This window comes from Sorangium sp. So ce128 (genome assembly GCF_051525245.1).
GTDB classification, from domain to species: Bacteria; Myxococcota_A; Polyangia; order Polyangiales; family Polyangiaceae; genus Sorangium; species Sorangium cellulosum_B.
In genome coordinates this window covers 2,331,823-2,357,113 of sequence record NZ_CP150313.1, presented here as the reverse complement: position 1 = coordinate 2,357,113, position 25,291 = coordinate 2,331,823, and the positions used below count along the sequence as shown (strand labels likewise).

Below are 25,291 nucleotides of genomic sequence, written 5' to 3'. Positions count from 1 at the left end.
CTGCGCTAGCCTCCGAGCCCCGCGGCGGGACGGACGAGATAGATGACGAGCACCGCCCCGGCGCAGGCGAGCCCCGCGATGGTGCCGTACGCCGCGCGGCGGCCGCGCCAGCCAGCGGCGGCGCGCAAGAGCAGCACGAGCGCGATGAGCAGCCATGTGGCGTAGCCGAAGATGGCGCGCATCACCTCCTCGGCGTTGCCCATCTCGAGCTGGTGCGCCCAGTACGTCCCCGTGACGATGCCGAGCGTCAGCAAGGGGAAGCCGGCGCTCAGGAAGCGATGGATGGCGCGGTCGAGCGTGTCGAGCGCCGGGAGGTTGCCCATGCGCTCGAGATGCCGCTTCCGCTTGAGCCGCTTCTCCTGGACGAGGTAGAGCGCCGCGGAGGCGCCGGCGAGCAGAAAGAGGGCGATCCCGAGCAGGTTCGCCATGACATGCGCCGCGATGAACAGCGGGCTGAGCTTCGGCTCGGGGTGCGGCTTTCCGAGGAAGAACGTGCCGAGCAGGAAAGCGAGCCCGAGCGGCCCGATGAGGAGCCCGAGCGCGTCGATGCGAAAGCGAGGGCGGGCGACGAGGTAAACGGCGATCGCGAGGAGGGACGCGACCGAGAGCATGAAATGAACGGAGTGCACCGGGCAGACCCGCGCGACGAAGCTGGCGAGCGTGACGTAGGTCGCGTGCCCGAGGGCGCCCAGGCCGAGCAGCAAGGGCGCGTGCCGCGAGGCGGAGGCGGCGACCGCAGCGCTCGGCCGAGCGCCGGGGTCGTGGACGCGCGCCCCCGCGCCGAAGAGGCCCGCGAGGTCGCCCGTGGAGGGGAGCCGGGCGCGGCTGCGGGCGACGTCGAGGAAGAAGAGCGCGCTGGCAGCGCTGTAGAACAGCAGGGCGAGCGCGAAGCTGATCCCGGAGATGACCTCGGGCATGGCCCCGTTATAGCCTGCCTCACCGGGGATGGCCCGCCGGCCGCAGAGGCGGGAGCGTACTCTCGTAGGCCGAGGCCTGACAGCGCGGATGCGCCGGGAGAGGCGGGCGCTAGAGACCGTATCGGCAGCGCCTCGCCACCGGGTGTAGCGCGCCGGCGGGGGCGCCGAGGCAACCGGGCGCGGCGCCCAAGCAACCGGGCGCGGCGCCGCTACATCTTGCTGGTGAGGAACGCGGCCAGGAGCTCTTCGTCGCTCGTCGGGCTGCTGCTGGTCGCGGTCCCCGCCGGGGCGGCCTTGCGGTGCTCGGCGAACGTGCCCACCGGGGCGCCGATGAACCCCGGGATCACGTCGTAGGCGTTGTCGCCGATGATCATGGACCCCTCGAGGATCTCCGCCCCGAGCTCCCGCAGGAACGCCCGCGTCTTGACCCTGCCGAGGACCTCGTGGATGTCCGCCGAGCCCGTCACCTCGCGGAGCACGCGGATCGCCTCGATGATCTTGTAGCGGCGGCCCTCGGTCTTGATCAGAAGCTCGTCGTTGTTCAGATCGACGCGGTCGCTCGCGATCCAGTCGTCGAGCGCGGCCTGCGGAAAGAACACGCGGTTCTTCATCGCACGCAGTCTACTCAAAAATGAGCCGGAGCGGTTGGGTCGCGATGCCGGCCACCAGGGGTGAGCCCGAGCCGACGCGCCTCAGGCCGCAGGTGCCTCAGGCCGCAGGGGGTAACGTGGGCGGAGGCACCGAGTCCCGACGCAGGCCGCGGAGCCGCGCAGGCAGGTGCCAGAGCGACTCGAAGATCCCGAGCAGCACGTAGAAGCCGAGCAACCACACGAGCACGAACGCGGGCTGCAGCTGCGTCGAGATCACCGCGCTCGACCCGACAGCGAACGCCACGAAGAGCACCGTCCGGACGTTGAGCCGGAGATCCTTGAAAGAGCGGAACCGGATGGTCGAGACCATCAGCAGCGACAGGATCGTCGTGGTGACGAGGATCGCCGACGCGTAGCGCTCGCCGCCGATCGCGCCGGCGGCCGCGTGGTTCGCGACCACGATCGAGACGAGGATGCCCGCCGCGCCCGGGATCGGGAGGCCGACGATGTACTTCGAAGGCTTCGTGGGCTTGCCCGCCTCACCCATGGAGAGGACGTTGAAGCGCGCCAGCCGGACCGCGCCGCAGGCCGTGAAGATGAACGACACGAGCAGCCCCGCGAGATCGAAGCGGTGCAGCGTCCACTGATACACGAGCATCGACGGCGCCACGCCGAACGAGACAATATCGGCCAGCGAGTCGATCTGCAGGCCGAAGGCGCTCTGGGTCTTCGTCATCCGCGCGACACGCCCGTCGAGGGTGTCGAAGAACATCGCGAAGACGATCAGCAGCGCGGCGCGGTAGAAATCATCTTCCGAGTGCGCGGTCGCGGAGCGCCGGATCGAATCGAAGCCACAGAAGATCGATGAGAGCGTGATCAGGTTCGGAAGCAGGAACAGCGTCTTCCTGAGCTCGAACCGCCGTCGCTTCCGGATCATGCCGCCTCCCGTTTAGGCAGGCCAGGCTATCGCCGCAGGGACCGCGAACGCAAGCGCCGAAGCGCACACGCGAGTCGCTAGAAGGTTACCGCGAGCCAGGATCCGGGATCGTTTCATCTCACCGTCAGCTTCGTTTCATTCGTCGTTTTTGTTTTTCCGCCGTCGCTCAACGCGCGGGCTGCGCCATGCCCGGCTCACTCCATACCGCCTCCGGGACCTCCGCGCCGGGATCGAAGCGGCACACCATCGGGCGGAGCTCGACGGCCGGGCCGCTCGATCCGCCCACAGCGACCGCCGAGCCCGCCGCGGCCCGGAACAACCACGCCTGGGCGAGATCGCCGGGGATGATCGCAGAGCGGGGCGCCCGTCCGATCGCTCGTGCCTCCCAGCCCGCAACACACGGCGCGGCAGGCGTACCGTGGAGCACCGTGGTGGAGGTCAGGAGCACCGTGACCTCGGGCGGACTGGAGGGACCAGCGGCGTCCACGACGAGCACCGGGTGGCGTGTGCCCGGGAACAAGGCCGTGCTGCCGAGGAAGAGCGGCGCCTCCTGGCGCGCGGTCGCCGCGCGTTCGGCGGCAGAGCAGGGGCGCGGCGCGTCTCCGAGGTCGAACGGCGTCGGCAGCGGCTGAGCGGGGCCGAGCGTGCCATCCCCTCGGAACGGCTGGAAGATCGACCACGCCGCCGCGTGCCCGGGATGGGCGACCAGCGTCGCCACGCCGATCGACCGTCCTGCGTAGGTCCAGTCGGTGTGCACGATCCGATCGCGGTCCGCCGGCGGAGCGACCGAGACGGCATCGATCACCCACGCGGCGCCCGGGCCCGGCGCGGCGGACGCGCCGGCAGGAGGCGCCGGGCGGTGGGCGAGCAGCATCCCGATCATCGGGCCGTTCGACGCCTGCCGGACCATCCCCACGCCGACGGGCTGACCGTCCGCCAGGACCGCATCGGCGCGCACGTCGAGGCTGCCGTGAAGGCCCGACGCGGGCCAGGACGGGAAGTCGAAGCGCTGGAGCTTCCCCGGCGGCTCGTAGAAGAACGTGAGCGCCGACTGAGCGCTGTCGGAGTGCGGCCTGATGAAGAGCCCGCGCAGCGAGACCGACAGGAGCGCGGGATCGAAGAAGTCGTCGGGGGGCGGCGCGCGGCGCGAGGCCGCGCCTCCCGGGCCGGCCTGCGGCCGGGCGCCCGCGCGCGGCTTTCGCGCGGCGTCGGGGACGACCTTCACGTCGCCGAGCTCGAACGGGCCGGCGTCGGGGATCGTGCCGCGGCCCGAGGTGCCATCCATCCAGTTCTCCCAGGCGACCTCGACGTTGCGCATCGGGGCCCCCGGCGCCGCCGCGCCGCCTGGGATCCGCAGGCGCGCCACGGCGTAGCCCTCCATCTGGGAGGTGACGTTGGTCGCGACCCGCGCTCGCCCGAGCCCCGCCGGCACCGCGGGCAGCAGCGATCGCGTGACGACCCGCGCCTCCCCGGCGCCGGACTCGGGGAGCATCGCGGAGACGACGTCGACGGCGCCGCTCGGGGCGCGCGTGAGCAACGACCACACCGACCGGCCGCGCAAGAGCTCGTCGCCGTCGGGAAGGCCGAGGCCGCTCGAGTCGACGTGGTCGACGCGCGTCCACTTCGAGGACGGCAGCGTCTCGCAGACGATGGGCGTGCGCGCGGAAGGCTGCGCGCGCGGGGCCGGCTCCGGCGCGCGCGGCAGCGCGCCGTCGGCCTGGCCGCCCCAGCCGACGCGGGTCGCCACGTCGCCGAAGAGGCAGCCGCTGGCGCCGCATGTGATGGCGAGCTGGGCCTCGGAGACCTCGCGCGAGAGCGCCGGCATCTCCGGGAGCTCTGCCCAGCTCACGCCGCCGTCGAGCGACTCCCAGAGCGCCGCGACGTCATCGCCGCTGTCTCGCGCGCGCGACGCGAGCGCGAGCACGCGCCGCCCGAAGCCGGCGAGCGCCGCGCTCTCCGCCGGCGGGGTCGTCGCCGTGAGCACCCGGCCGTCCTCGTCGGCGGTCAGGTACGTGAGCGAGCCGCGCTCCGAGAGCAGCAGGCCGACGGCGCCGTCTTCCGCCGGGCGCAGCGCGCTCTCCTCGACGACGTCGAACCCCTCCGGCGAGGGACCGTCGCCCGGCCCGCCCTCCTCGTCCTCGTCCTCGGCGCCGCCAGCCTGCGGGGCGGGCAGCGCGGCGGTCGCGTCGAGCGGCCGCGGCGCGAAGGTCTCGCCCCCGTCGTGCGAGACGAACAGCGCGAGGCGCTCGTCCTTGCCGCGGAAGCCGAGGAAATACGCGGAGCGCCCGTCCGCCGAGAACGCGGGCAGCACGGCGGGCGCGCCGAGCGTGGGGGCCGCCGCGAGGGCGACCGCGGCGCGATCCTCGTCGTGGGCGCCGTCGTGGGACAGGAGGAGCGGCGCGGTCGGCTTGCAGCTGTCCGCGCCGTCGCTCGGCTTGCAGACGCCGGTCAGGAGCGCCGCGCCATCGGGCGCCACCGCGACGCCGACCTGGTCGATGTCCGGCGTCTCCAGCGTGGCGGCCGGCGACCACGCGCCGCCGCCATCGTCGCTGCGGAGCACCCGCGCCACGACGCGATCGCCGTCCGGCTCGGCGCACACCGCGACGACGCGCCGGCCGTTCGCGCCGAGCTTGATGCTCCCGCAGTCGCCCGTGCCCGGCATGGCCGCCTCCTTGAGCGGCCCCTCGATGGGGCCGCTCGCGAAGAGCCACGGCGCGCCGGCGTCTTCCGGGCGGACCGCCTCGACATAGCGATCGCCGCTCATCGCCGCCCGCCCGATCGAGACGGCGGAGGCGGACGGGGCGCGCGGGGTCGTCACGTCGAGCTCGACGTCGGCCCGCGGGAGCGTCGCCGCGCTGCGGGAGAACGCGGGCGTGCGCCGTGGATCCCAGGTCGCCGACGCGAGGAGCCCCTCGGCGAGGAGCTCGCCCCCGAGGGCGCCGACCCGCGAGAGGCCCATCGTCGGGAGCGGCGCGCGCGACCAGGTGCCCCCGCCGTCCTCGCTGGCGAACAGCGCCTCCGGCAGCGCGAGCACGAGCGCGCGGCCGCCGTCGGCCATGGCGACGCCAAAGGCGCGCGGCGGGGCCCCGCCCTGCCCCGCGGCGCCGTCGAGCAGCACCGGCTTCCATCCGAGCTCCTCGCGCCACCGGAGCACCCCGCCGCCCCGGGTCACCCCGATCAGCGAGCCGCCGGCGCCCGCGACCTGCAGGAGCGGCTCGGGCGGAGAGAGCGCCCGCGTGAGCTGGCCGAGCGGCGAGGAGGCCTCGTAGATCGCGCCGCTCGCGCCGACGAACATCCAGGAGGCCGGCGAGCGCCGCACGATCGCGGTGAGCTCCTCCGGCGCAGGCGAGGCGCTCGTCCTGCCCTGGCCGGCGCAGCGCCCGGCCTGCGCGGCGGGCCCGGCGGCGCTCGGCGGCGGCGTGGACGTCCGTGGATCGGGCGTCACCGTCCATCGCTGCCCTCCCTGGGCGACGACGACGCAGCCGGCGCCGGCGAACGGCGCCCACGCGACCGCGGCGTCGGGCGCCGCCGGATGGTAGCTCCAGCGCGCGGGCGAGGTGTAGGCCGCGCCGGCGGCGTCCATCGACGGGAGGGTGGCCTCGGCAGGGCGGGGCGGCTGCGCCGGGGCGCCCGAGCAGCCCGCGAGCGCGCACGCCGACGCGAGCGCGAGCGGCGCGCGGGTCCGCGACGGCGGCGCGGTCATTCGACCCAGCGGGCGACGAACAGGTTGGTCTCGCCGGGCTTCGCGCCGTGCCGGTTCGAGGCGAAGACGACGTGCTCGCCGGTCGGAGAGAACATGGGGAAGCTGTCGAAGCCCTCGTAGAAGGTCACGCGCTCGACGGGCGGCACGCCGTCCGCCGCCGGGGGCGCGTCGGAGTCGACAAGGTAGAGGTCGAAGTTGGGCATGCCCCGGGCGCCCTGGGGGGTGCTGAAATCGGAGGCAAAGAGGATCCGCCGCGAGTCCGGGAGGAAGTAGGGCGCGAAGTTGGCGCGGCCGTTCCTCGTCACCGGGCGCGGGTTCTGCCCGTCGGCGCCCGCGACGAAGATCTCGAGCGCGCTGGGGCGCACGAGCCCCTTGGCGAGCAACGCGCGGTAGTCGTCGAGCGCCGGTCCGGTGGGGCGGCTTGCCCGCCAGACCAGCTTGGTCGCGTCGGGGGAGAAGAAGGCGCCGCCGTCGTAGCCGGGCGTGCTCGTGATGCGCTTGACGTCCGAGCCGTCGAGCTTCGCGGTGTAGAGGTCGATGTCCCCGTCGCGCGTGCTCGTGAACACGAGGCGCGAGCCGTCGAACGCGACGGTCGCCTCGGCGTCGTAGCCCTTACCCTGGATGAGGGGGCGGAGATCCGAGCCGTCGGCGCTCGCGGTGTAGATGTCGAACTCGTCGAGCGGCCAGACGTACCCCTGCGAGTGGTCGGGCTTCGGGGGGCACGCCTCGCCGGCGGCGTGCGTGGAGGCGAAGAGGACGCGCGCCTGGGCAGAGGCCGCGGGCGCGGGGAAGAGGAAGTAGCCGCAGGTGGTCTTGCCCTGGCCGTTCGAGACCCGGCGGACCTCGCCGCTCTCCAGATCCAGGATGTACTGCTGGTCGCACTTGTTCTCGTCGCGGGTCGACTGGAACACGAGCTTCCTGCCGTCGGGCGACCAGTAGGCCTCGGCGTTCTCGCCGCCGAAGGTGAGCTGCCGGAGCTCGGCGAAGTGCTTCTCGCGCGGATCGGCGGCGACGCTCTTGCCGGCGCGGATGCGGAAGGGAAGCCACTCGGGCTTCGCCGTGGTCGTCGCCTCCGGGATCTGGCCGAGCGGCTCCTTCGGTCGGGGTGCCGAGGAGGCGCAGGCGGCGAGCAGCAGGCAGGCGAGCGGGGCGGGCAGCCTTCGTTTCATGGCGGCGCGACCATAGTACGAAAGCGGCGAGCCGTCGCGGGGAGGCGTCCGCAGCGGGTCAGCCCGAGGCGAGGCGCGCGGCGAACCGGGCGGCGGCGCAGGTGAGGGGCCGACTCGGCTGCTGCTGCCGGAAAATCACGCGCTGGCGAACGCAGCTGAGAGGAGCCCGTGGCCGTCGCGCTTGCCACCGACGAGGCGCACGCGACGAAAACCCGGACCCGCTACTCCCGGAAGACGGTCACCGTCGTCGGCGTCGTATGGCCACCGCCAACGCAGTTCGGGAAGCTGCCGTCCGACGTCGGAGCGCCGCAGATGGCGTCGCAGTCGCCGAGGACGTCGACGATGCAGCCCTGCGTGTCGACGCCCGTCCCGCCGCACACGCGGCTGATGAGCGTCGAGCCGGGCGACTTGCACGCGAACCGGCGCTGCTCCGGCGCGAAGAGGTCGCCGAAATAGGCCGCCTCCCGCCGAGGGAAGGCATCCCGCTCCGCTTGATCCGAGTCAAGGGCCTTGTGCTTGCCACGCATCGAGATGGGCACGCTTTGCCCGACATCGTTGATTCTGGCCAGCATGCAGGCCGAGACCCAGCCTTGGCAGTGAGCGTTGCACTTCCCATGAGCTCGGCCCCACTCGACGGCAAGACCGATGCTCCCCCCGAAGGTATAGGTCTCGCCGTCCAGGGAGACCTGCACGGATTGCCCCTCCGGGAGCGCGCAGCTCGCCACGTACGTCAAGAACTCGCGAGCCAGAGGATCGCGCAGCGCCCTCATGACATCGCTGCTGCTCGCGACTGCGTCGCTCGTCAGCGCGTTGCCCGTGAGCGCTTCCGTGGCAAGCGTGTCTGTCGCGAACGCACTCTCCACGAGCGCTTCCTTCGTGAACGCATTCCGCGTCACCATCTCTTGCTCCGCCGTGCCGCCGGCTGCCTCCAGGGGGTCAGCCTCGCCGATACAGGCCGGGAGAACGCACGATAGGCCCAGCAACGAGATTGCGAGTTTGAAACGGTATTGCATAGCCCCCTCCTCACAAATGAAACACGCATCAGGAATTTCCTCAACGAATTTTCCGGAGGAACCCTAAAATTCCGCGCCTGCGGTGACGTCGTGAGAACGGCGAGGAAACGGTCGTTCAGGCGCGCTCGTGGGCAGCACACGGCTCCTGGAAGAGCCGCGAGCAGGGAGTCCCACGTGTGACGAGGCGCGAGTTCATGGACCGTCGCTATCGCCGAGCCAGCGCGCCGCGAGCGCGAGCGTCTCGCCGTTGTCGAGCGCAGACAGAAACTGATCCCGGTAGCGAGGATTCGAGATCTGCCCGGCACGGGACATCACGCTGCGGCGCGCCCGCGCGATCGCGTCGAGCCCCTCGGCCTGCCGGCCGCTCGCGAAGAGCGCCTCGGCCCGCACGAGCCGGATCAGCGACTCGCCCTCCTCGACCGCGCCGAGCGACTCCAGGAGCGAGAGCGCGTCGCCGGAGAGGGCGAGCGCCTCCTCGGCGCAACCCTTCCGGAGCAGGACCCGCGCGGAGAGGGCCCACGCCGCCGCGCGCATCGGCGGCGCGCTCCGCAGGAGCTCCGCGGCCGCGCGGGCCTCGGCCTCGGCGGTGCCGAGATCGCCGCCGAGCAGCGCCGCCTTCCCCAGGTAGGCGCGGGCGATCCCCTCGGCCCTCGGATCGCCCAGCCGCTGGAACGTCGCGATCGCCTCGGCCTGGACCCGCCGGGCCTCGTCGAGATTGCCGCGGGCGCTCATCACGTTGCCCAGGTTGGTGCGGGCGACCGCGGCCAGATCCGTGAGCTCCATCTGCTCCGCCGCGCGGAGCGCGGCGCGCAGCGCGGCCTCGGCCCCCTCGTAGTCCCCGAGCTCCATGGTGATGGCGCCCAGGTTCACCCGCAGCGAGCACGCGTTGCGGCGATCGCCGCTCCGCTCGAACACCGCGAGCGCCGCCTCGATGCCGTCGAGGCAGGCGCCGAGATCGCCGGAGGTCATGGTGCGGATGGCGCGCGCCTCGTAGAGCCTGGCGAGCACCTCGACGTCGAGCGGCCGCTCCTCCTCCCCGCTGCGCTCGAGGGCCTCGATGATCCCGTCCGCCACCGCGTAGCGGCCGCCGAAGGCGAGCCAGTTGGCCCCCTCGACGAGGCAGACGTCCCTCCCGGTCAGCGCGCCCTCGCGGGGCGACGCGCCTCGCGCCGTCGCCACCCAGGACTCCACGCGATCGAAGGCCCCCTGCTTGCCAGCCGCCGTGACCACCCAGGTCACGGCGGAGTACCAGGACGACGAGCCGAGCTCGAACAGCGCGACGGCGTCGAGCGCGCGCTGCTCGGCCACGGCGAAATCGCCACGCCACACGCGGGCCTCCGCGTCGACGAGGAGCAGCCCGCCCGCCTCTGCTCCGGTCGCGCCGCACGCGAGGCCGCGCTCGGCATGGCGGATCGCGGCGAGGAGATCGTTGCCGCGCAGCGCCTGCTCCGCCGCGCGCCGGTACCACGCGGCCGCGCGCCCCGGCTCGGCGCCGCGCTCGAAGTGCTCCGCGAGCTCCGCCGCGTCGCCCTTCCCCTCCCCTTCGAGCCACTCGCCCGCCAGCCGGTGGCCGAGCCGCCGGTCGTACTCCGTCAGCGCCCCGTACGCCGCCTCCCGCACAAGGCCGTGCCGGAAGCTGTACTCGGCGTCGTCCGCGCCCGCCTCGATCGGAGGGCCAGGCTCGGGCGCCCCGGCACGGCGCGCCGGCGAGGCCTCGCGCTCGGGCCCGTCCCCGGACCTGCCGCGCGCGGACGACGTGGAGGAGAGGCTTTCACCAGGCGCGCCGCCCCGGCCAGGCGGCCGCCTCGGGGCGATCACCTCGCGCTCGACGAGCTCGGCGAGCCGGACCGCCACCTCGGCGTCGGCGCCGCCGAGCAGCGCGGCGACGCCGGCGGGCCGGAAGCTCTGGCCGAAGACGCTCGCCGCCCGGAGGACACGCCGCGCCTCTGGATCGAGCGCCTCGAGCCGCGCCTGCACCATCGCCAGCACCGTCTCCGGCAGCGCGGCCCCTCGCCCCTCTGCGGCAGCGCGGATCTGCTCTTCCAGGAAGAAGGCGTTGCCGTCGGCCCGCTCGATCAGCGTGCCGATGATCTCCTCCGTGAGGGCGCCGCCGAGCGCCTGGCGCGCGAGCCGCTCGCTGGCGCGGCGCGAGAGCCCCGTGAGCTCGATCTCCTGGACGCCGCGGCCGGCCCACAGCTTCGGGAACATCTCGCGCACCTCGGGCCGGCCGAGCGCCAGCACCATGAGAGGCGCGTCGCGCAGGTTGCGGAGGGCGCTGTTGATCATGCCGACCGTGGGCAGGTCGCCCCAGTGCATGTCCTCGAGGACGAGCAGCACCGGCTGCGCCGCGCACTCGGCGCGCAGGAACTCCTCCCACGCGAGGTGCAGCTGATCGCCCATCAGCACGGAGCTCCGCCGCGCTGCCCTGAGCGCCTCGCTGGCCTCGTCCGGGAAGGGCGTCCCCACGAGCTCGCCGAGGAAGGGAGCGACGTGGGCGCCGCGCTCGCCGTGACGACCGACGCGCTCGCGGATCTTGCGCTGCACCGCCGCGGCCGGCGTGCCGTCGGCGACGCCGAGCGCGCGGCGGAGCACCTGCGCCAGGAGGCCGAAGGCAGAGCCGGCGCTCATGGGGTCGCCGCGCGCGATCCAGACCGCCATGGGCTCGTCCCGCGCTCGGAGGCGCCGGAGCAGCTCGACGCGCAAGCGCGACTTGCCCATGCCGGCGGGGGCCGTCACCAGCACCGCGGACGGGGTCTGCTCCTCGATGCACTGGACGAACGTCGCCTCCAGGAGCGACAGCTCGCGGTCACGGCCCACGCACGGCGTCGGCTTGCCGAGGAGGCGCGGCACCGCCTCGAGGTCGTCGCACTCGCCGCGCAGGAGATGGCCCGCGTGATCCGACCCGAGATCGAACCGCGCGCCGAGCAAGCCGGCCGTGACCTCGTCGATGCGGACCACGCCGAGCCGCGCCTCGTCGCCGGCGAGCAGCGCGGCGGCCTGATCGATGAGCTTGCCGATCGGAGAGCGGGCGGTGATCTCGGCGCGCCCCGAGACGAGCGCGACGGGCGCGCCGCCGAGCAGCACCTGCATCGCGAGCGCGCACCGCGCCCCCCGGGCGGCGAGGTCGGTCGGCGCGACGAGGCCGGACAGCACCACGACGGGAGAGCGCGCCTCGATGATCTCGAGGCGGCCCTGGTGGCGCTCGGCCAGGGCGCTGAGCGCGCGCACGCGGAGCGCGTCCTCGCCCTCGGACCGGGTAGCGTCGCTGTCGAGCGCGCCGTCGCGGGCGAGGAGGAGGCAGATCATCCGGCGCTCGCCGGTCGTCAGCTCGGGCGTCGGGCCGCCGATGGGCAGGGGGAGGCCGCGCCGCGAGGCTGGCGCGAGATCGCCGAGCGACCCGAGCTCGGCGGCCACGGCCGCGCCGTCGCGGGGACGGTCGCGCGGGGCCTTGGCGAGCATGCGCGTCACGAGGTCGTCGAGCGCGGCCGGGACCTCGCCGCGGAGCTCCCGGAGCCGCGGCGGATCCTCGAGGAGGACCTTCACGAGCACCGAGAGGCCGTCGTTGCCGACGAACGGGGGCCGGCCGGTGAGGCAGCGGTAGAGGATGCAGCCGAGGGCGAAGACGTCGGCGCGGGCGTCGATGGCGACCTCGCCGCGCGCCTGCTCGGGGGCCATGTAGCCGGGGGTGCCGAGCATCACGCCGGGCATGGTGAGCTCCTGGCCGGCGTCCGCGACGCGCACGACGCCGAAGTCGAGGAGGGTGACCTCGTCGACGGAGCCGCCGACGAGCAGGAGGTTGCTCGGCTTGAGGTCGCGGTGGACGATGCCGAGCCGGTGGAGGGCGCCGAGCGTGGAGGCGACGCGCACGCCCAGCGAGCGGCTCTCGGGGACGGTGAGCGGCTCGCGGAGCAAGCGCTCGGCGAGCGTCTCGCCGGAGAGCCACTGCATGGCGAGGTAGAGCTCGCCGCCCTCGGTCGTGCCGTGGGCGATGTACCCGACGACCCCGGGGTGGCGGAGCGCGGCGAGCGCGTGAGCCTCCCGGCGGAAGCGGTGCGACTCCTGCGGGCCCGTGCGCTGGAGGATCTTCAGCGCGACCGGCTCGCCCGTGAGCCGATCGCGGGCGCGGAAGATCTGCGCCATGCCGCCGGAGGTCGCGTGCCCTTCGATCTCGAAGCGGTCGGCGACGATGTCACCAGCGCGCATCAGCGGTACCCCCGAGACGACTCAGAGAGCCGCAGCGCTCGCCTGTGGGGTGCTTCGGACGAGCTCATCGCAGCGACCGAGGATATCCAGAACTGCAGCGCTCCCCGTCAGCAAATTGTGCTGTAAGCAAGGCAACGTCAGGGACCGCAGCCGGTGAGCTCGCGGCGAGGGCGGATCCGAGGTTGTGCGCCTCACCACATACGAACAACGATGTACTCCACGTCTGCCCGAGTCGATTGGCCCGGCGCGTGTCCGTCCTTGGCGCCGAGTACCTCATCGACGAGCCTCACCCAGGCGCGCTTTCCGTCGAAGACCGCGACCAGCTCGTGCACGGGGGCGGCGGCGACCAGCTCGACCGCGTAACGGCGATTGCGGACTTGCCGCGCCGCGGCGAGGAGCGCCTGCTCCGGGGTCTCGCCTCGCTGTGGCACCTTGAGCTCCAGCACGGCGCCTGGACGGCCCGGCGCGCGCGGCCGCACGAGCATGTCCGCGCGGCCGAGGCCGGACTCGCGGTTCGAGCGAACGTCGTAATCGCCCTCGAGCTGCACGAGGAGGCCAAGGATGAAGCCGTGATAGAGCTTCTCCGGCTCCCGGCCGGCGGGGTCCTGATAGGATATCACCGTGACGAGCAGGGAGCTGGCCTATCAAGGGCGTCTTGTCGACATATCCTGTCCTGCGCCCGCGCGGCGGAGCTCGCGACAATCGGACTGGCCGCGGGCTGGGACGAAGGGCATGGCGACTCGCCGCGCGCAGGGGCCATCGCTCGACGTGATGGGGTCGACGCCACCAGGGCGCGCGGGGGACTGTCCCGGGCCGCCCCCGGCGCGTCAAGGGCCCGGCCGGAATTGGAAAGTCGTCTGCTGAGCTCAGCGGCCTCGCATGTCCCGCATCCGCGCCGCCCCGATCGCGCCCGTTCCCGGCGCCGCCGCTGCTCCGCGTGGCCCGCCGCGCACCGTCGGTCTACCCTACCCAGGTGCGATCCCACGTTCTGGCCGGCTGCCTCGCGGTCCTGATCCCCGCGGCCGCGACGCTCGCGATCCCGCACGCCGAGGCCGCGGATTTCGATCCGTCCGGCCGCGGCAAGCGGCCCAGGCCGAAGGCCCCGAAGCCCGGCGGCAGCAAGCCTGGCCCCGCCGCGCGGCCTCAGCCCGCGAAGCCGCCGCAGGCGAAGCCGGAGCCGGCCGAGACGGGCGACGGGAAGCGGGGCGGCCCGTCGAGCGACGCGCTGATCGCGCGCTACACGGCCATCGTCATGAGCCAGCCGAGCGCGCCCTTCCCCCTCCAGCGCCTCGCCCAGCTCTACCGCGAGCGCGACGGGAACCTGAAGAAGCTCGTCGAGGAGTTCGAGCGCCGCGCCGCGCAGCCGGGGGCCGACGCCTGGGCCTCGAAGGTCGTGCTCGCCGGCGTCTACAAGCAGGACGGGCGCTACGACGACGCCATCAAGACCTACGAGGCCGCCATCGCGGACCGGCCCGGGGACCCGGCGGCGATGATGGCGCTCGCCCAGCTCGAGGCGGATCGCGGCGACAAGGCCCGCGCGCGCGCGCACTACGAGAAGGCGCTGCCGCTGCTCAAGGTCCCCGCGGACGTCGAGCAGACCCGGCGCACGCTGCTCGCGCTGTGCCTCGACCTCTCCGACTTCGAGGCGGCCAAGGCGCAGCACGACGCGCTCGTGAAGAACGCGCAGGGCTCGCTCTTCGTGAAGGCCGAGCTCGGGCGCGAGCTCTCCGCGCGCGGGCACCACGCGCGCGCCGAGGCCGAGTTCCGCGAGCTCGTGAAGGCGGCGGCCGGCGACAACCGGGCGCTCGCGCCGGCGCTGCGCGATCTCGGGCAGGCGCTCGCCAAGCAGAAGAAGATGGACGAGGCGCTCGCCGTGCTGAAGCGGGCGCTCGCCATCGCCGGCAGCGCCGCCGGGGTGCGGGCCGAGATCCTGCTCATCATGACCGACGCGTTCCGCGCCGAGGGCAAGCTCGCGGAGCTCATCGCGATCCTCGAGGCCGAGAAGGGGCAGGACTTCCAGCGGCTCGCGACGCTGGGCGCCCTGTACGAGGAGACCGGCGACGTCGACAAGGCGATCGGGATCTACAGGAGGGCGCTCGCGCTCGACGGCAAGCACATCGACACGCGGCTCCGGCTCGTCCACCTGCTCCAGACCGCTGGCGAGCTCGACGCCGCGATCCGCGAGTACGAGCTCCTGATCAAGGCGGCCCCGGGCAACGCGGACTTCGTCTTCGAGCTGTGCGAGACGCTCATCCAGCGGGGCGACCGGCCCAAGGCGCTCGCGCTGCTCACCCAGCTCGAGGGGCGCGTCGCGGACGAGGCCGAGACGCTCGCGGCCGTCGCCGACTTCTACGAGCGGGTGGAGGAGAAGGACCGGGCCCTCAAGGTGCTCCAGCGGCTCGCCGGGGCCGCCGGCGGCGATCCGAGCCACCTCGTCGACCTGGGCGACCGGTACTTCCAGGCCGGAGACAAGAAGAAGGCGCTGGAGACGTGGGCGCGCATCAAGCAGGTCGTGCCGAGCCGGGCGCGCGCCGCGGCCACGCTCGGGGAGGTGTACCTCGACCACGACATGGTGGCGGAGGCGCTCGCCGCGCTCCGGGAGGCGGCGCAGCTCGAGCCCGCGAACAGCCGCTACAAGAAGGCGCTCGCGATCGCGCTGGAGCGCACCGCGAGCGCGCTCGGCAACGCGGGGCCGCGCTACACGGAGGCGCGCGAGCTCTGGGAGCAGCTGCTCGCCGGGGCGGGCAACGACAAGCTGCTCGCGCGCGAGGCGCGCACCCACATCGTCAGCCTCTGGTCGCTCACCCACGAGCTGCCGAGCCGCGTCGCGCCGCTCGCCGCGCGCTTCAACGCGACCCCGCCCGACCTGGAGGCGGGGCGGCTGCTCGCGGAGGTGCAGCGCAAGCTGCACCGGCTGCCCGACGCCGAGGCCACGCTCCGGAGGCTGGTCCAGGCCGCGCCGGGCGACGAGGACTCGCTCCTCGCGCTGGAGCGCGTGCTCGTGCTCCAGCAGAACCTCCTCGGCGCGATCGACGTGCTGGGCAAGCTCGTCGAGGTGAACCCGAAGCGGGCCCGCGAGTTCTACCAGCGCATGGCGCAGTACGCCGCGGAGCTGTACCGCGACGACGACGCGATCCGGTACGCCGCGCGGGCCGTCGAGCTGTCGCCCGAGGACGCGAGCGGCCACCAGAAGCTCGGCGACATGTACCGCCGGCGGCAGGACTTCCCGCGCGCGATCGCCGAGTACCGGCAGGCGCTCGCGAAGAACGACCGGCTGTTCCCCGTGTACTTCGACCTCGCCGAGCTGCTGCTCACCGCGGGGCAGGCCGACGAGGCCGACCGGCTCTTCCGCCGGGTGGTGAGGGCGTCGAACGACGAGGAGCTCGTCGCGCGCGCGGCGCGGATGTCGATGCAGGTGAACCTCGGCAGGGGCTCGCTCGAGGTGCTCGAGCGCGAGCTCCTGCCGGTCGCGGTCGGCAACCCGCAGAAGCCGCTGTACCGGCGGCTGCTCGTGGAGCTCTACGGCGCGATGACCTTCCCGCTGATGCAGAAGGTCCGCGGCGAGGGCCGCGCGGCGAGCGCGGCGGCGCGCGCGGAGCTCGCGAAGATCGGCGCCCGCGCCGTGAAGCCGCTGCTCGACGCGCTCGCGGACGAGAAGGAGTCGCAGCAGAAGGTCGCGATCGAGGTGCTGGCCTACGTCGAGAACAAGGGCGCCGGGCCGGCGCTCTACAACTTCGCGGTCGGCCAGGCCGACAAGGGCCTGCGCGCCCGCGCGATGATCGCGTGCGGCGCGCTGCGCGACCCGGCCATGCTGGAGCGCTACGAGCAGATGCTCGCGCCGCGCGACGCGGCGGCGAGCGTGCTGCCGAACGACGCGGTCGCGGTCGCCGCGACCTGGGGCGTGGCGCGGCTCGCGGCGGGCGGCGGGCGGCCTGCGGCCAAGGCGGTGGCGCTGCTCGCGCGGCTCCTGTCGTCGCCGGCGCCGGAGGTGCGGGCGCTCGCGGCGGTCGGCCTCGGGCTGACGCACGACCGGAAGCACGCCGCGGCGCTGTCCGCGGTCGCGAGGACGCCCGAGGCCGGCTCCGTGCCGCGCGCCGCCGCGGTCCGCGCGCTGGGCGAGCTCGCGGGCGGCGGCGAAGGGCCCGCGCTGTTCATGTCGCTCGCCGACTCGAGCGAGCCGGAGCTCCGCCGCGCGGCGCTGATCACGCTCGCGCGGCTCGGCGGCGGCGGCAGCGCGGGACCCGGGGGCGGCGGCGCCGGCGAGGCCGAGGCGGTCGCCGCGGGCGGGGCCGCCCAGGCGATCGCGGCCGGCGCGTTCTCGTCGGACGAGGGGCTGCGCGCCGCCGCGGTGTCGGCGGCGGTCGCGCTCACGCGGCGCGCGTACCCGCGCACGCGCGAGCCGCTGCCGGTGCCGGACGGCGCGCTGACGGTGAAGGGCGTGCTCGCGGGGCTCGACCCCGATCCGCCCGGCCCGGAGGATCGCGCGGCCGCGCTCGTGGCGCTCGGCCCGGCGCTGCAGAAGGCCGCGGTCGCCGCGGTCGCGACGTCGCCCGAGCGGGCCCTGGTCGTCGCGGACGCGATCCTGTCGCGCGGCGCGGCCGTGTCGGGCGGGGCAGGCGGCGATCGCGGCGCCGGCGGGGGCGTCGCGGCGCTCGGGCTCGCGCCGTTCACGGACGGGCGCGCCGCGCTCGCCCCGGAGCCGAGGCGGCAGGTGGAGGCCGCCGTGGAGGGGATCGCGGCGGCGGTCGTGAGCGGGTTCGTGGCGCTCGTGCGGCACCCGGCGATCGAGGTGCGCACGCGCGCGGTCGAGCTGCTCGCGACCCGGCCCGAGCCGGAGGCGCAGGCCGCGGTGGTCGACGCGCTCGGCGATCCCGAGGAGAGCGTGCGGCGCGCGGCGCTCGCGGCGCTCGGCGCGGTCCGGCACGGGCCGACGATCGCGGCCGTCTCGGAGCTCCTGCGGACCTCGTCGAGCTGGCCGCTGCGCGTGCGCGCGGCGGAGGCGCTGGGTCGGCTCGGCGCGCCGGGCGGCGGCAGGCCCAGTCAGGTGGCCGAGACGCTCGGCGAGGCGGCCCGCGCCGACGCGTACGCCCTGGTGCGCGAGGCGGCGGCCCGCGCCCTCGCCTCCGCGGACCGCGCGGCGGCGGCGCCGGTGCTCCGGCAGCTCGCGGCGAGCGATCCCGAGCCGCGCGTCCGGCAGACCGCGGCCGAGCTGATGCGGAGCGCCGCGCCTTGAGCCGCGCCGCTCCGCCCGGGCCGCGGCGCCGCGCGCTGCGGCTCGCGCCGCTCGCCCTCGCCGGCGCGATGAGCGCCGGCGGGGCGGCCGGCTGCGACGACCTGAGCCGGTTCTCGACGGCCGACGGGGAGGCGTACTGCGGCGCGATCACGCTGGGCGGCGCGTTCCGCGCCGGCCTGAGCCCGCGGGTGCAGATGCGGCTCACGCTCGACGCGGACGCGCTCGACGGGCCGGAGCCGCCTGGCGCGCTGTGGACCTACGAGGCGCCCGACGGGGCCACGTCCGAGCGGCGCCTGCTCGACGGCGCGCCGCTGCGGCCGATCGGCGCGCTCGCCCACGACCCGCTGTCGCGGCTGGAGTTCGGGGAGGGCCGGGAGCGCAACGCGATCTACGCGGTCGACGCGTCGGAGCCGGAGGCGGAGCCGCTGCTCGCGGTGCTGTCGCTGCGCACGGACGCGTCGGTCGAGGTCCGCCTGCTCCGGCCTGGCCGGGCGCCGCTCGCGTCGGGCGAGGCAGAGGCGGCGGGGCAGCGGCAGGTGTTTGGCAATTTCAGGCTGACGCGGCGGGCAGGGACATGCGGGTTCTAGGGATCGAGACATCGTGTGATGAGACGGCGGCGGCGGTGGTCACCGAGGGAGGCGACGTCCTCTCCGACGTCGTGCGCAGCCAGGTGGCGCTGCACGCGCCTTACGGGGGCGTCGTGCCCGAGGTCGCGGCGCGCGACCACGCGCGCGCGGTGGTCCCGGTGGTGCGCGAGGCGCTCTCGCGCGCGGGCGTCTCGGCGGCGGATCTCGACGGCGTCGCGGTGACGTCGCGGCCGGGGCTCGCCGGGGCGCTGCTCGTCGGCCTGCAGGCCGCGAAGGGGCTCGCGTGGGCCGCGGGCAAGCCGCTCGTGGGCGTCGATCACCTCGTGGGGCACCTGCTCGCGGTGTTCCTGCGGCGGGGCGGCGCGCCGCTCTCCGACGAGCGCGAGCGGCCGTCGTTCCCGTACGTGGCGCTGCTCGCCTCGGGCGGGCACACGGCCATCTACCGGGTGGATGGCCCGGCGATCGGCGCGATCCGGGAGCTCGGCGCGACGCGCGACGACGCGGCGGGCGAGGCGTTCGACAAGGTGGCGAAGCTGCTCGGCCTCGGCTATCCGGGCGGGCCGGTGGTCGATCGGCTTGCGGCCGGGGGCGACGCGGCGGCCGCGGCGGACGCGGTGCCGGCGCTGATGGCGCGCAAGGAGTCGCTGGAGTTCAGCTTCTCGGGCATCAAGAGCTCGGTCGCGCGGCATGTGGCGAAGCGGGGGCGGCCGGAGGGGCAGGCGCTCCGCGACCTGTGCGCGGCGTTCCAGGGGGCCGTGGTCGACGCGCTCGTGCAGAAGACCGTGCGGGCCGCGCGGGCCGAGGGGATCGGGCGGGTGGTCCTCGGCGGTGGGGTCGCGGCGAACCAGGGGCTCCGCGCGAAGATGGCCGCGGCGTGCGAGCGGCGGGGCCTCGCGCTGTTCGTGCCGCCGCTCGCGAGCTGCACGGACAACGGGGCGATGATCGCGTATGCGGGCGCGCTGCGGCTCGCGGCCGGGGAGCGGGACACGCTGGATCTCGCGCCGGAGACGAGGACGGCGCTGCCGCGGGTGACCCGCAAGGGCGGTGGCGCGAGGTGATCGGGACAGGCCGGTAGCGGGAGCGGCGCGAGGGCGCGGATCCTGTGTCTGTGGGGACATGGCGTCCGGTGGCGGACAGTGAAGTGATGGCTCGTGCTGGGGATTACCTCGGACTTGTACGCTGCGGCGAGCCGTGGTCTGATGCGTTTCTCAGGATTCAGGCCGGTCCGCGCTTGCCGTTCTTCCGGCCGCGCGGGACAGGACAGGGCGGGATAGCCCGCCCGGCGGGGCGCGAGGATTGTAAGCCATGCAGCAGGTTGTTCTACCGATAGTGCTCGGGTTGATTGCGGTGGCGTGCGGCGCAGGCGCCGTGTTCCTGTTGATGCAGGCCACGCAGCTGAAGCGGAAGCTTCAGGACGCGAACCAGCACATCGAGGCGCTCCGGCAGGCGAAGGGCCAGCTGGATCAGCTGCGGGCGCAGTACGGGCAGATCCAGCAGGCGCTCGAGATCGCGAGGAGCGACGATCGCCAGAAGGTCGACTGGCTCGACGCCCAGCAGAAGGAAATCGACTGGTACAAGAGCGAGCTCGAGAGCCGGCCGAAGATCACGCAGAAGCGGTACAAGATCCTGACGCTCGGCATCAAGTGGACCGGCAAGACGTCGCTCACGCTCAAGTGGGCGAATCCTCTCGTGGATCTGGGCACGCTGCAGGGGACGAAGATCGAGCGTTACGAGCGGACCGTCAGCCACGTTCTCACGAAAGAGGTGTTGACGGAGCACGTGTTCGAGGTCGGCGACTGGGGCGGCGAGCACATCGTGGACGCGCAGCAGGAGCTCATCATGGAGGAGGTCCATGGGCTCTTGATGGTCGTGGATCTGGCGGGCAAGGACGGGCAGAAGGTCGAGCCGTCGCGGATCCAGGAGCAGCTCCGGGAGTTTCAGCCGCAGTCGCTGCAGTTCTTCTTCAGCCCGAAGACGCTGGCCTCGTGCAAGGCGGTTGTGCTCTTCATCAACAAGTCCGATGTTCTGTCCGGGACGCCGGCCGAGGTGGAGCGGGAGGCGCGCGGGTATTACAAGACGCTCATCGACAGCCTGGAGCGGTACAAGAACAACATCGACATTCGCGTGCTCGTCGGGTCGGCGAGCTACGGGCACAGCACGCATCACCTGTTCTCGCACTTCGTGGAGAAGATCCTCCCGAAGAACGCGTATGATCCGCAGCTCCTGCAGCGGATGAAGCAGGACATCAGCGGGCATTCGGCGTTGTCGCGGACCGCGGCGCTCCCTGCCCCGCCGGTGCCGCAGCAGGTCAGGCCCAATGTACGGTAGCGAGGGCGCTTCGGGGTATGTGATCCCGCGGTACCGCGCGCCGGCGGACGCGGCGTGGTATCACGTGCTGCACGGGAACATCCCGGGGCACCAGATCGACTTCATGTACTGCCCGGAGGTGCCGCAAGGGCCCCTCACGACGACGCAGTTCAGCCACCTGGCGCGGCTGATGAAGTACATCGAGCCTGCGACGGGGGCGACGCACGCGTTCGCGATTGGCAATCTGTCGAGGGATGACACGCAGCACGAGCCTGGCCACGGGGCGGTGGGGCTCATCTTCGGCTTCCGGATCGGCGGGGCGGTCGACCATGCCGGGCGGGGGAACCCGCCGTTCGCGCACGGGATCGTCGCGGTGGATCGGGACCTCGGGTATGCGACGCTGCTGGAGGCGTCGGCGACGTTTTACCGGCACGTGATGAACGCGACGGAGCTGAACTCGTCGGCGGGCATGTTCTACCGCGAGTACGTGAGTGCGGTGCGGGAGGCGCCGGAGCGGGTGGCGCACGTGCTGGAGCGGTATGTCGAGGAGTTCGGCGATCTGCCGTATCTCCGGCGGAGCGGCGCGACGTGGGACTGGGTGGCCGACGAGGGGGCGCAGCCGAAGCGGGTGGTGATCGTCCACAAGCCGGATGAGCCCTTCGGGTCGATCGCGCTCGCGGCGGCGAAGATCGCGACGGTGCTGTACCGGTCGAACATCAAGTGGACGTCGATCACGAGCGGGCGGGAGGCGGATATCCCGGGCGGGGTATCGGTGCGGTTCGTGCGGGAGCGGGACGTCACGATGGAGGACCGGCACGGGGTGCTGATCCGGATCGAGGAGGTCTCGGAGGACGAGGGGGAGATCGCGCGCGGGATGTTCGGGGCGCGGCCGCTGGCCGAGGTGGAGGAGAAGCCGCAGTTCGGCGGCGGGTGGCGCGAGCGGTTCGCGGCGCAGCAGGGCGGCACGGGGCCGGTGGGCGTGGCGGGCGCGATGCCAGGGGTGGCGCTGCAGGAGCGGCGGGTGCCGGGGTCGATGCCGCCGTCGCAAAAGGGCGTGGCGGGGCCGGCGGGGCCGGCGTCGCAGCAGGTTGGGCCGAAGGGGACGCTGGTCATCGATTCGGAGAAGCTGCTGGGGAGCGCGGCGCTGGCGGCGGGGGTCGAGGCCGGAGGCACGGGGCCCGTGCGGATGGGCCAGGCGGCGGCGGGGAATGCCGTGCCGGCGCAGGCGGCGAGCGGCGTTGCGGGGCGGGCGGCGAGCGGCGGGGCGTGGAGCGCGCCGGCGGGGCCGATGCCGGCCCCCGGCTTGGAAGAGCGCGACGAGATCCCGGTCATCGTGGAGAAGCCGGCGTCGTCGCGGACGTGGATCTGGGCCGTCGCGGGGCTCGGCTTCGTAGCCGTGGCGGGCATGGTCGCGGTGCTGGTATCGCAGGGGACGCCCGGGGGTGGGACGGCGACGCCGGAAGCGACGGGGCCGGGCGTGGCGGCGCCCGCGGGGAGCGCGGCGGCGCCAGGGCCGAGCGCCGAGGCCGGCGCGGCGTCGACGGGGTCGCCCGCCACGACCGCGCTGCCATCGCCGTGGGCGCCGCCGGATGTGACGGCGAAGCCGCAGGCGGATGAGCCTCCGCCGAAGACGCAGCCATCGGGGCGGACAAGGAACACCAAGGTAGGTGGGACTGCGCCGGGGCGCTTGGACGCGAAGCCCAGAGGGGGTAAGGTGCCGCCGTCGAGCACTGCCGTCCCGCCTCTCCCCGAAGGGAAGCCTGAGTTCTGATGACTCCGACGATGAGGAAGCAACCGCTGCTGTGGAGCTTGAGCGTGGCCGTGGCGTTGATGACGCAGGCGGCGGGCGCGCAGCAGCCGGCCACCGCGGCCGCCGCCGGCGAGACCGACGCGCTGACGGACAAGGCGCGACAGCTCTACGAAGAGGGGAGACAGGCGGCGGCGGCGGGGAAATGGGCCGACGCGCACGCGTCCTTCCTCGCGGCGTGGGCGATCAAGCCCCATTACCAGATCGCGTCGAATCTGGGGGTCGCGTGCCTCAAGCTGGGCAAGCACCGCGACGCGGCAGAGTACCTGACGCGGTATCTGCGCGAGGCGCCGGCCACCAAGGTGAACGAGCGGCAGAACGCCGAGGCGTCGCTGAAGGAGGCGCTCGCGAAGGTCGCATCCGTGACGGTGGCTGTCACGCCGCAAGCGGCGGTGGTGACGCTCGATGGGACCGCCGTGGGGAAGGCGCCGCTCGCGGATCTTGTGTTTCTCGATCCGGGAAAGCACGAGATCGGCGCGAGGCTCGACGGATACGTGTCTGTGACACGACCGATCGTCGCGGTGGCGGGCGGGATCGACAAGGTGGTGCTCCAGCTCGAGCGCGCGCCAGCAACTGGGGTGGAGGGTCCCCGATCCACGGGTCCAACGGCGCCAATTCCGCCGCGGGACAACGTGCGAACGGCGGTCCTCGTCGGGGGTGGCGTTGTGGCAGGAGTCGGCGTGGGTGCGGGCGTGCTCTTCACGGTGCTCGCGACCGGGCGGGCCAGCGACGCAAGGCGACTGAGAGCTGAGATAATTCGGGAAGATCAGGAACAGAATAAATGCCCGGCGGCGAATCCGCAAAAATGCGCAGACCTGAGCGATGCAGTGGACGCCAGGGTGACTCTCAGCAACTCGGCACTCTGGAGCTTCGTGGCAGGCGGGGCGGTTGGGGTTGGCACGCTGGTCTATGGGCTCGTCACGATGGAATCCGCAGCGTCAGGCAGGAGCGTGCAGGTGACACCTCTTTGGGGGCCGCAAACTGCTGGGATTTCTGCCAGCGGCTCTTTTTGACCTGAACAGAGTCGAAAGGGAGAAGACTGCATCATGCGCCGTCGTGCCCACTTCGCTTCCATGATCCTTCTCTCAATGACGGCCATCGGCGTCATTCACGCTGGATGCATCGTCTCTCTGGAATACTCCGACGAGAAATACGACCAGCCTCCTATTCACAATCCGACGCTTTCAGGGTGTGAGCCCAGCAAACGCGACACCTGGACCGCAGCAACGACCTGCGGCGTGTTCGTATCGCACACTCAGGGTCACGACGACAACGACGGCACCCCCGAGCAGCCTGTCAAATCTCTTAAGCGAGCGCTTCTCCTCGCCGAGTCCAACAGGAAGCATGTATATGCATGCGCCGAGGAGTTTGATGGGGCCGTTGAAGTTCCAGCCGGCACGACGCTCTACGGTGGACTCACCTGCGACAAGACCGAAAATGGCCTTGATTGGCACTGGGTGAACGACACGACGCGGACAAAGATATCGGCTCCAGCGGGCACGATACCCCTGAAGATCATAGGAAAGAACAGCCCGGAAGTCGTGCACCTGGAGAATGTGCACGTGATCGCCCCCAAAGGCGTCCCGCAAGACGGTCCCGCAAAGCCAGAGCTGTCATCAATTGCCGCAGTGGCCTCAACCGTGCGTTTGGTGGAGCTGAGGCACAGCACGCTCGAAGCCGTGGATGCAGCACCCGGGTTCGACGAGGCGCAGAACGAAGAACCTGCCAGCGCGGGAGCGAAGGGCAATTCAGGAAAGGATGCCTGCTCAGAGAGCACCGTCAACGGTGGCGAGCCTACGTCCAACCGTTGCGATACACTGGATGAAGCCGATGACTCCTTCGGCGGCGCCGGCGGGGCTGGGCGGCCTGATAACGGTGGAAGGGGAGACCAAGGGACCCCTGGCACTGAGAACGGCGGCCTCGGGCAAGTAGGAACGAACTCATGTGCGCCCGGCCTGACCGGTGTAAATGGCACGAACGGAGATCCGGGCAACGGTGCCACGGACGACGGCAGCATCACGCCCGAGGGTTACATCGGCGCTTCCGGCGCTCCTGGTACTCCCGGCACCACAGCCCAAGGCGGGGGCGGCGGGGGCGGCGCTCGCGGCGTTCCGATGTCAACAACCAGTCCACCGCGTGCGTGCCCAGATGGCACGCCGCCGCTCGGAGGGGCCAGCGGCGGTTCAGGCGGCGCGGGCGGCTGTGGCGGGGCCGGCGGCAGAGGTGGCGGTCCAGGTGGCGCAAGCATCGCCCTCATCAGCATCAACACCGAATTTTTATTCGATAACGTCACGATCAAGACAGGCAACGGGGGCAAGGGCGGCAACGGTGGCCCTGGACAGAACGGCGGAATGGGGGGAATGGGCGGCCCGCGGGGGGAAGCTCCTGACGGATCGAGCAATCTGCTCCATGGATGCGACGGGGGCCCAGGTGGGACAGGCGGCAACGGCGGCACAGGCGGCGGAGGACGCGGTGGTCACTCCGTCGGAATCGCATTCCAAGGTAAGCCGCCCGCTCTCACGGGCGTGACGTTCGAGCTTGGCACAGCTGGCGATGGCGGCGCCGGAAGCGACGCCGACCACAACGGTAAGAAAGGTCTGCGGGAGGATAGACTCGAATTCTAGAGCACGGTGCCCATGCATCGGCCATTCACTGGACGACAAGGCAGATCGACGCTGTGCGAACCATGTAGCGGCATGTCATAACATACGGTGATGGCCAGGCTCAGCACTCCTATACACATGCGATTCGGGCCTGAGTCGACGTCCATCGACAGTATCGACCCGGACCAATCGTGCCGGACCGGCGGCGTGACGTCGTTCAGA

Annotated in this window: 15 protein-coding genes; 7 read left to right on the top strand and 8 right to left on the bottom strand. The window is 72.8% G+C overall.

Annotation, left to right across the window (positions count from 1 at the left end):
- Positions 1 to 5: 5 nt before the first annotated feature.
- The 8 genes from WME82_RS09140 to WME82_RS09105 all read right to left on the bottom strand — a co-directional run bounded on the left by WME82_RS09140 (position 6) and on the right by WME82_RS09105 (position 13,152).
- A complete protein-coding gene (locus WME82_RS09140) occupies positions 6 to 917 on the bottom strand; it encodes a cytochrome C assembly family protein (RefSeq protein WP_438042522.1) in 912 nt (303 codons plus the stop codon).
- A gap of 209 nt (positions 918 to 1,126) precedes the next feature.
- Positions 1,127 to 1,528: a hypothetical protein gene (locus tag WME82_RS09135; protein ID WP_012234257.1), complete on the bottom strand. Its 402-nt coding sequence runs from the start codon at positions 1,526 to 1,528 to the stop codon at positions 1,127 to 1,129.
- Positions 1,529 to 1,625: 97 nt separating this feature from the next.
- A complete protein-coding gene (pssA, locus tag WME82_RS09130; protein ID WP_438042521.1) occupies positions 1,626 to 2,444 on the bottom strand; it encodes a CDP-diacylglycerol--serine O-phosphatidyltransferase in 819 nt (272 codons plus the stop codon).
- 166 nt (positions 2,445 to 2,610) lie between these two features.
- Positions 2,611 to 6,147: a hypothetical protein gene (locus tag WME82_RS09125; RefSeq protein WP_438042520.1), complete on the bottom strand. Its 3,537-nt coding sequence runs from the start codon at positions 6,145 to 6,147 to the stop codon at positions 2,611 to 2,613.
- Positions 6,144 to 7,316, bottom strand: coding sequence for a TolB family protein (locus tag WME82_RS09120; RefSeq protein WP_438042519.1), 1,173 nt, complete (start codon positions 7,314 to 7,316; stop codon positions 6,144 to 6,146). Before WME82_RS09120 ends, WME82_RS09125 begins: the two co-directional genes overlap by 4 nt.
- 221 nt (positions 7,317 to 7,537) lie before the next feature.
- Complete coding sequence (locus WME82_RS09115) at positions 7,538 to 8,215, bottom strand: hypothetical protein (protein ID WP_437745095.1); 678 nt, start codon at positions 8,213 to 8,215, stop codon at positions 7,538 to 7,540.
- A 306-nt stretch (positions 8,216 to 8,521) separates the two neighbouring features.
- Positions 8,522 to 12,532, bottom strand: a complete 4,011-nt coding sequence (locus tag WME82_RS09110; protein ID WP_438042518.1) for a protein kinase domain-containing protein — start codon at positions 12,530 to 12,532, stop codon at positions 8,522 to 8,524.
- 191 nt (positions 12,533 to 12,723) lie between these two features.
- On the bottom strand, positions 12,724 to 13,152 hold the full coding sequence (locus WME82_RS09105; protein ID WP_438042517.1) for a PD-(D/E)XK nuclease domain-containing protein: 429 nt from the start codon (positions 13,150 to 13,152) through the stop codon (positions 12,724 to 12,726).
- A 353-nt stretch (positions 13,153 to 13,505) separates the two neighbouring features.
- On the opposite strand from WME82_RS09105, the gene WME82_RS09100 reads away from it, so the two are divergent.
- The 7 genes from WME82_RS09100 to WME82_RS09070 all read left to right on the top strand — a co-directional run bounded on the left by WME82_RS09100 (position 13,506) and on the right by WME82_RS09070 (position 25,090).
- A complete protein-coding gene (locus WME82_RS09100) occupies positions 13,506 to 17,765 on the top strand; it encodes a HEAT repeat domain-containing protein (protein ID WP_438042516.1) in 4,260 nt (1,419 codons plus the stop codon).
- Positions 17,762 to 18,352: a hypothetical protein gene (locus WME82_RS09095; RefSeq protein ID WP_438042515.1), complete on the top strand. Its 591-nt coding sequence runs from the start codon at positions 17,762 to 17,764 to the stop codon at positions 18,350 to 18,352. The genes WME82_RS09100 and WME82_RS09095 overlap by 4 nt, the downstream gene beginning before the upstream one ends.
- Positions 18,340 to 19,410 carry a tRNA (adenosine(37)-N6)-threonylcarbamoyltransferase complex transferase subunit TsaD gene (gene tsaD, locus WME82_RS09090; RefSeq protein WP_437745091.1) on the top strand — a complete coding sequence of 357 codons (1,071 nt, stop codon included), beginning with the start codon at positions 18,340 to 18,342 and terminating at the stop codon, positions 19,408 to 19,410. The genes WME82_RS09095 and tsaD overlap by 13 nt, the downstream gene beginning before the upstream one ends.
- A 247-nt stretch (positions 19,411 to 19,657) precedes the next feature.
- Entirely contained in the window at positions 19,658 to 20,680 is a 1,023-nt protein-coding gene (locus tag WME82_RS09085; protein WP_437745090.1) for a hypothetical protein, read from the top strand.
- Positions 20,670 to 22,430, top strand: a complete 1,761-nt coding sequence (locus WME82_RS09080) for a hypothetical protein (RefSeq protein ID WP_438042514.1) — start codon at positions 20,670 to 20,672, stop codon at positions 22,428 to 22,430. Before WME82_RS09085 ends, WME82_RS09080 begins: the two co-directional genes overlap by 11 nt.
- Before the next feature lie 11 nt (positions 22,431 to 22,441).
- A complete protein-coding gene (locus tag WME82_RS09075) occupies positions 22,442 to 23,479 on the top strand; it encodes a PEGA domain-containing protein (protein WP_438042513.1) in 1,038 nt (345 codons plus the stop codon).
- Positions 23,480 to 23,512: 33 nt separating this feature from the next.
- Positions 23,513 to 25,090 (top strand): PGRS family protein, encoded by a 1,578-nt coding sequence (locus tag WME82_RS09070; protein WP_438042512.1) that lies wholly within the window; start codon positions 23,513 to 23,515, stop codon positions 25,088 to 25,090.
- Positions 25,091 to 25,291 lie beyond the last annotated feature (201 nt).

Excerpts from the sequence above, each read along its gene's own strand:
- WME82_RS09140 (WP_438042522.1), bottom strand. The coding sequence starts at position 917 with ATGCCCGAGGTCATCTCCGGGATCAGCTTCGCGCTCGCCCTGCTGTTC.
- WME82_RS09085 (WP_437745090.1), top strand. The coding sequence starts at position 19,658 with ATGCAGCAGGTTGTTCTACCGATAGTGCTCGGGTTGATTGCGGTGGCG.
- WME82_RS09110 (WP_438042518.1), bottom strand. The coding sequence starts at position 12,532 with ATGCGCGCTGGTGACATCGTCGCCGACCGCTTCGAGATCGAAGGGCAC.
- WME82_RS09120 (WP_438042519.1), bottom strand. The coding sequence starts at position 7,316 with ATGAAACGAAGGCTGCCCGCCCCGCTCGCCTGCCTGCTGCTCGCCGCC.
- WME82_RS09135 (WP_012234257.1), bottom strand. The coding sequence starts at position 1,528 with ATGAAGAACCGCGTGTTCTTTCCGCAGGCCGCGCTCGACGACTGGATC.
- WME82_RS09125 (WP_438042520.1), bottom strand. The coding sequence starts at position 6,147 with ATGACCGCGCCGCCGTCGCGGACCCGCGCGCCGCTCGCGCTCGCGTCG.
- WME82_RS09115 (WP_437745095.1), bottom strand. The coding sequence starts at position 8,215 with ATGGTGACGCGGAATGCGTTCACGAAGGAAGCGCTCGTGGAGAGTGCG.
- WME82_RS09075 (WP_438042513.1), top strand. The coding sequence starts at position 22,442 with ATGAGGAAGCAACCGCTGCTGTGGAGCTTGAGCGTGGCCGTGGCGTTG.
- WME82_RS09080 (WP_438042514.1), top strand. The coding sequence starts at position 20,670 with ATGTACGGTAGCGAGGGCGCTTCGGGGTATGTGATCCCGCGGTACCGC.
- tsaD (WP_437745091.1), top strand. The coding sequence starts at position 18,340 with ATGCGGGTTCTAGGGATCGAGACATCGTGTGATGAGACGGCGGCGGCG.
- pssA (WP_438042521.1), bottom strand. The coding sequence starts at position 2,444 with ATGATCCGGAAGCGACGGCGGTTCGAGCTCAGGAAGACGCTGTTCCTG.
- WME82_RS09070 (WP_438042512.1), top strand. The coding sequence starts at position 23,513 with ATGCGCCGTCGTGCCCACTTCGCTTCCATGATCCTTCTCTCAATGACG.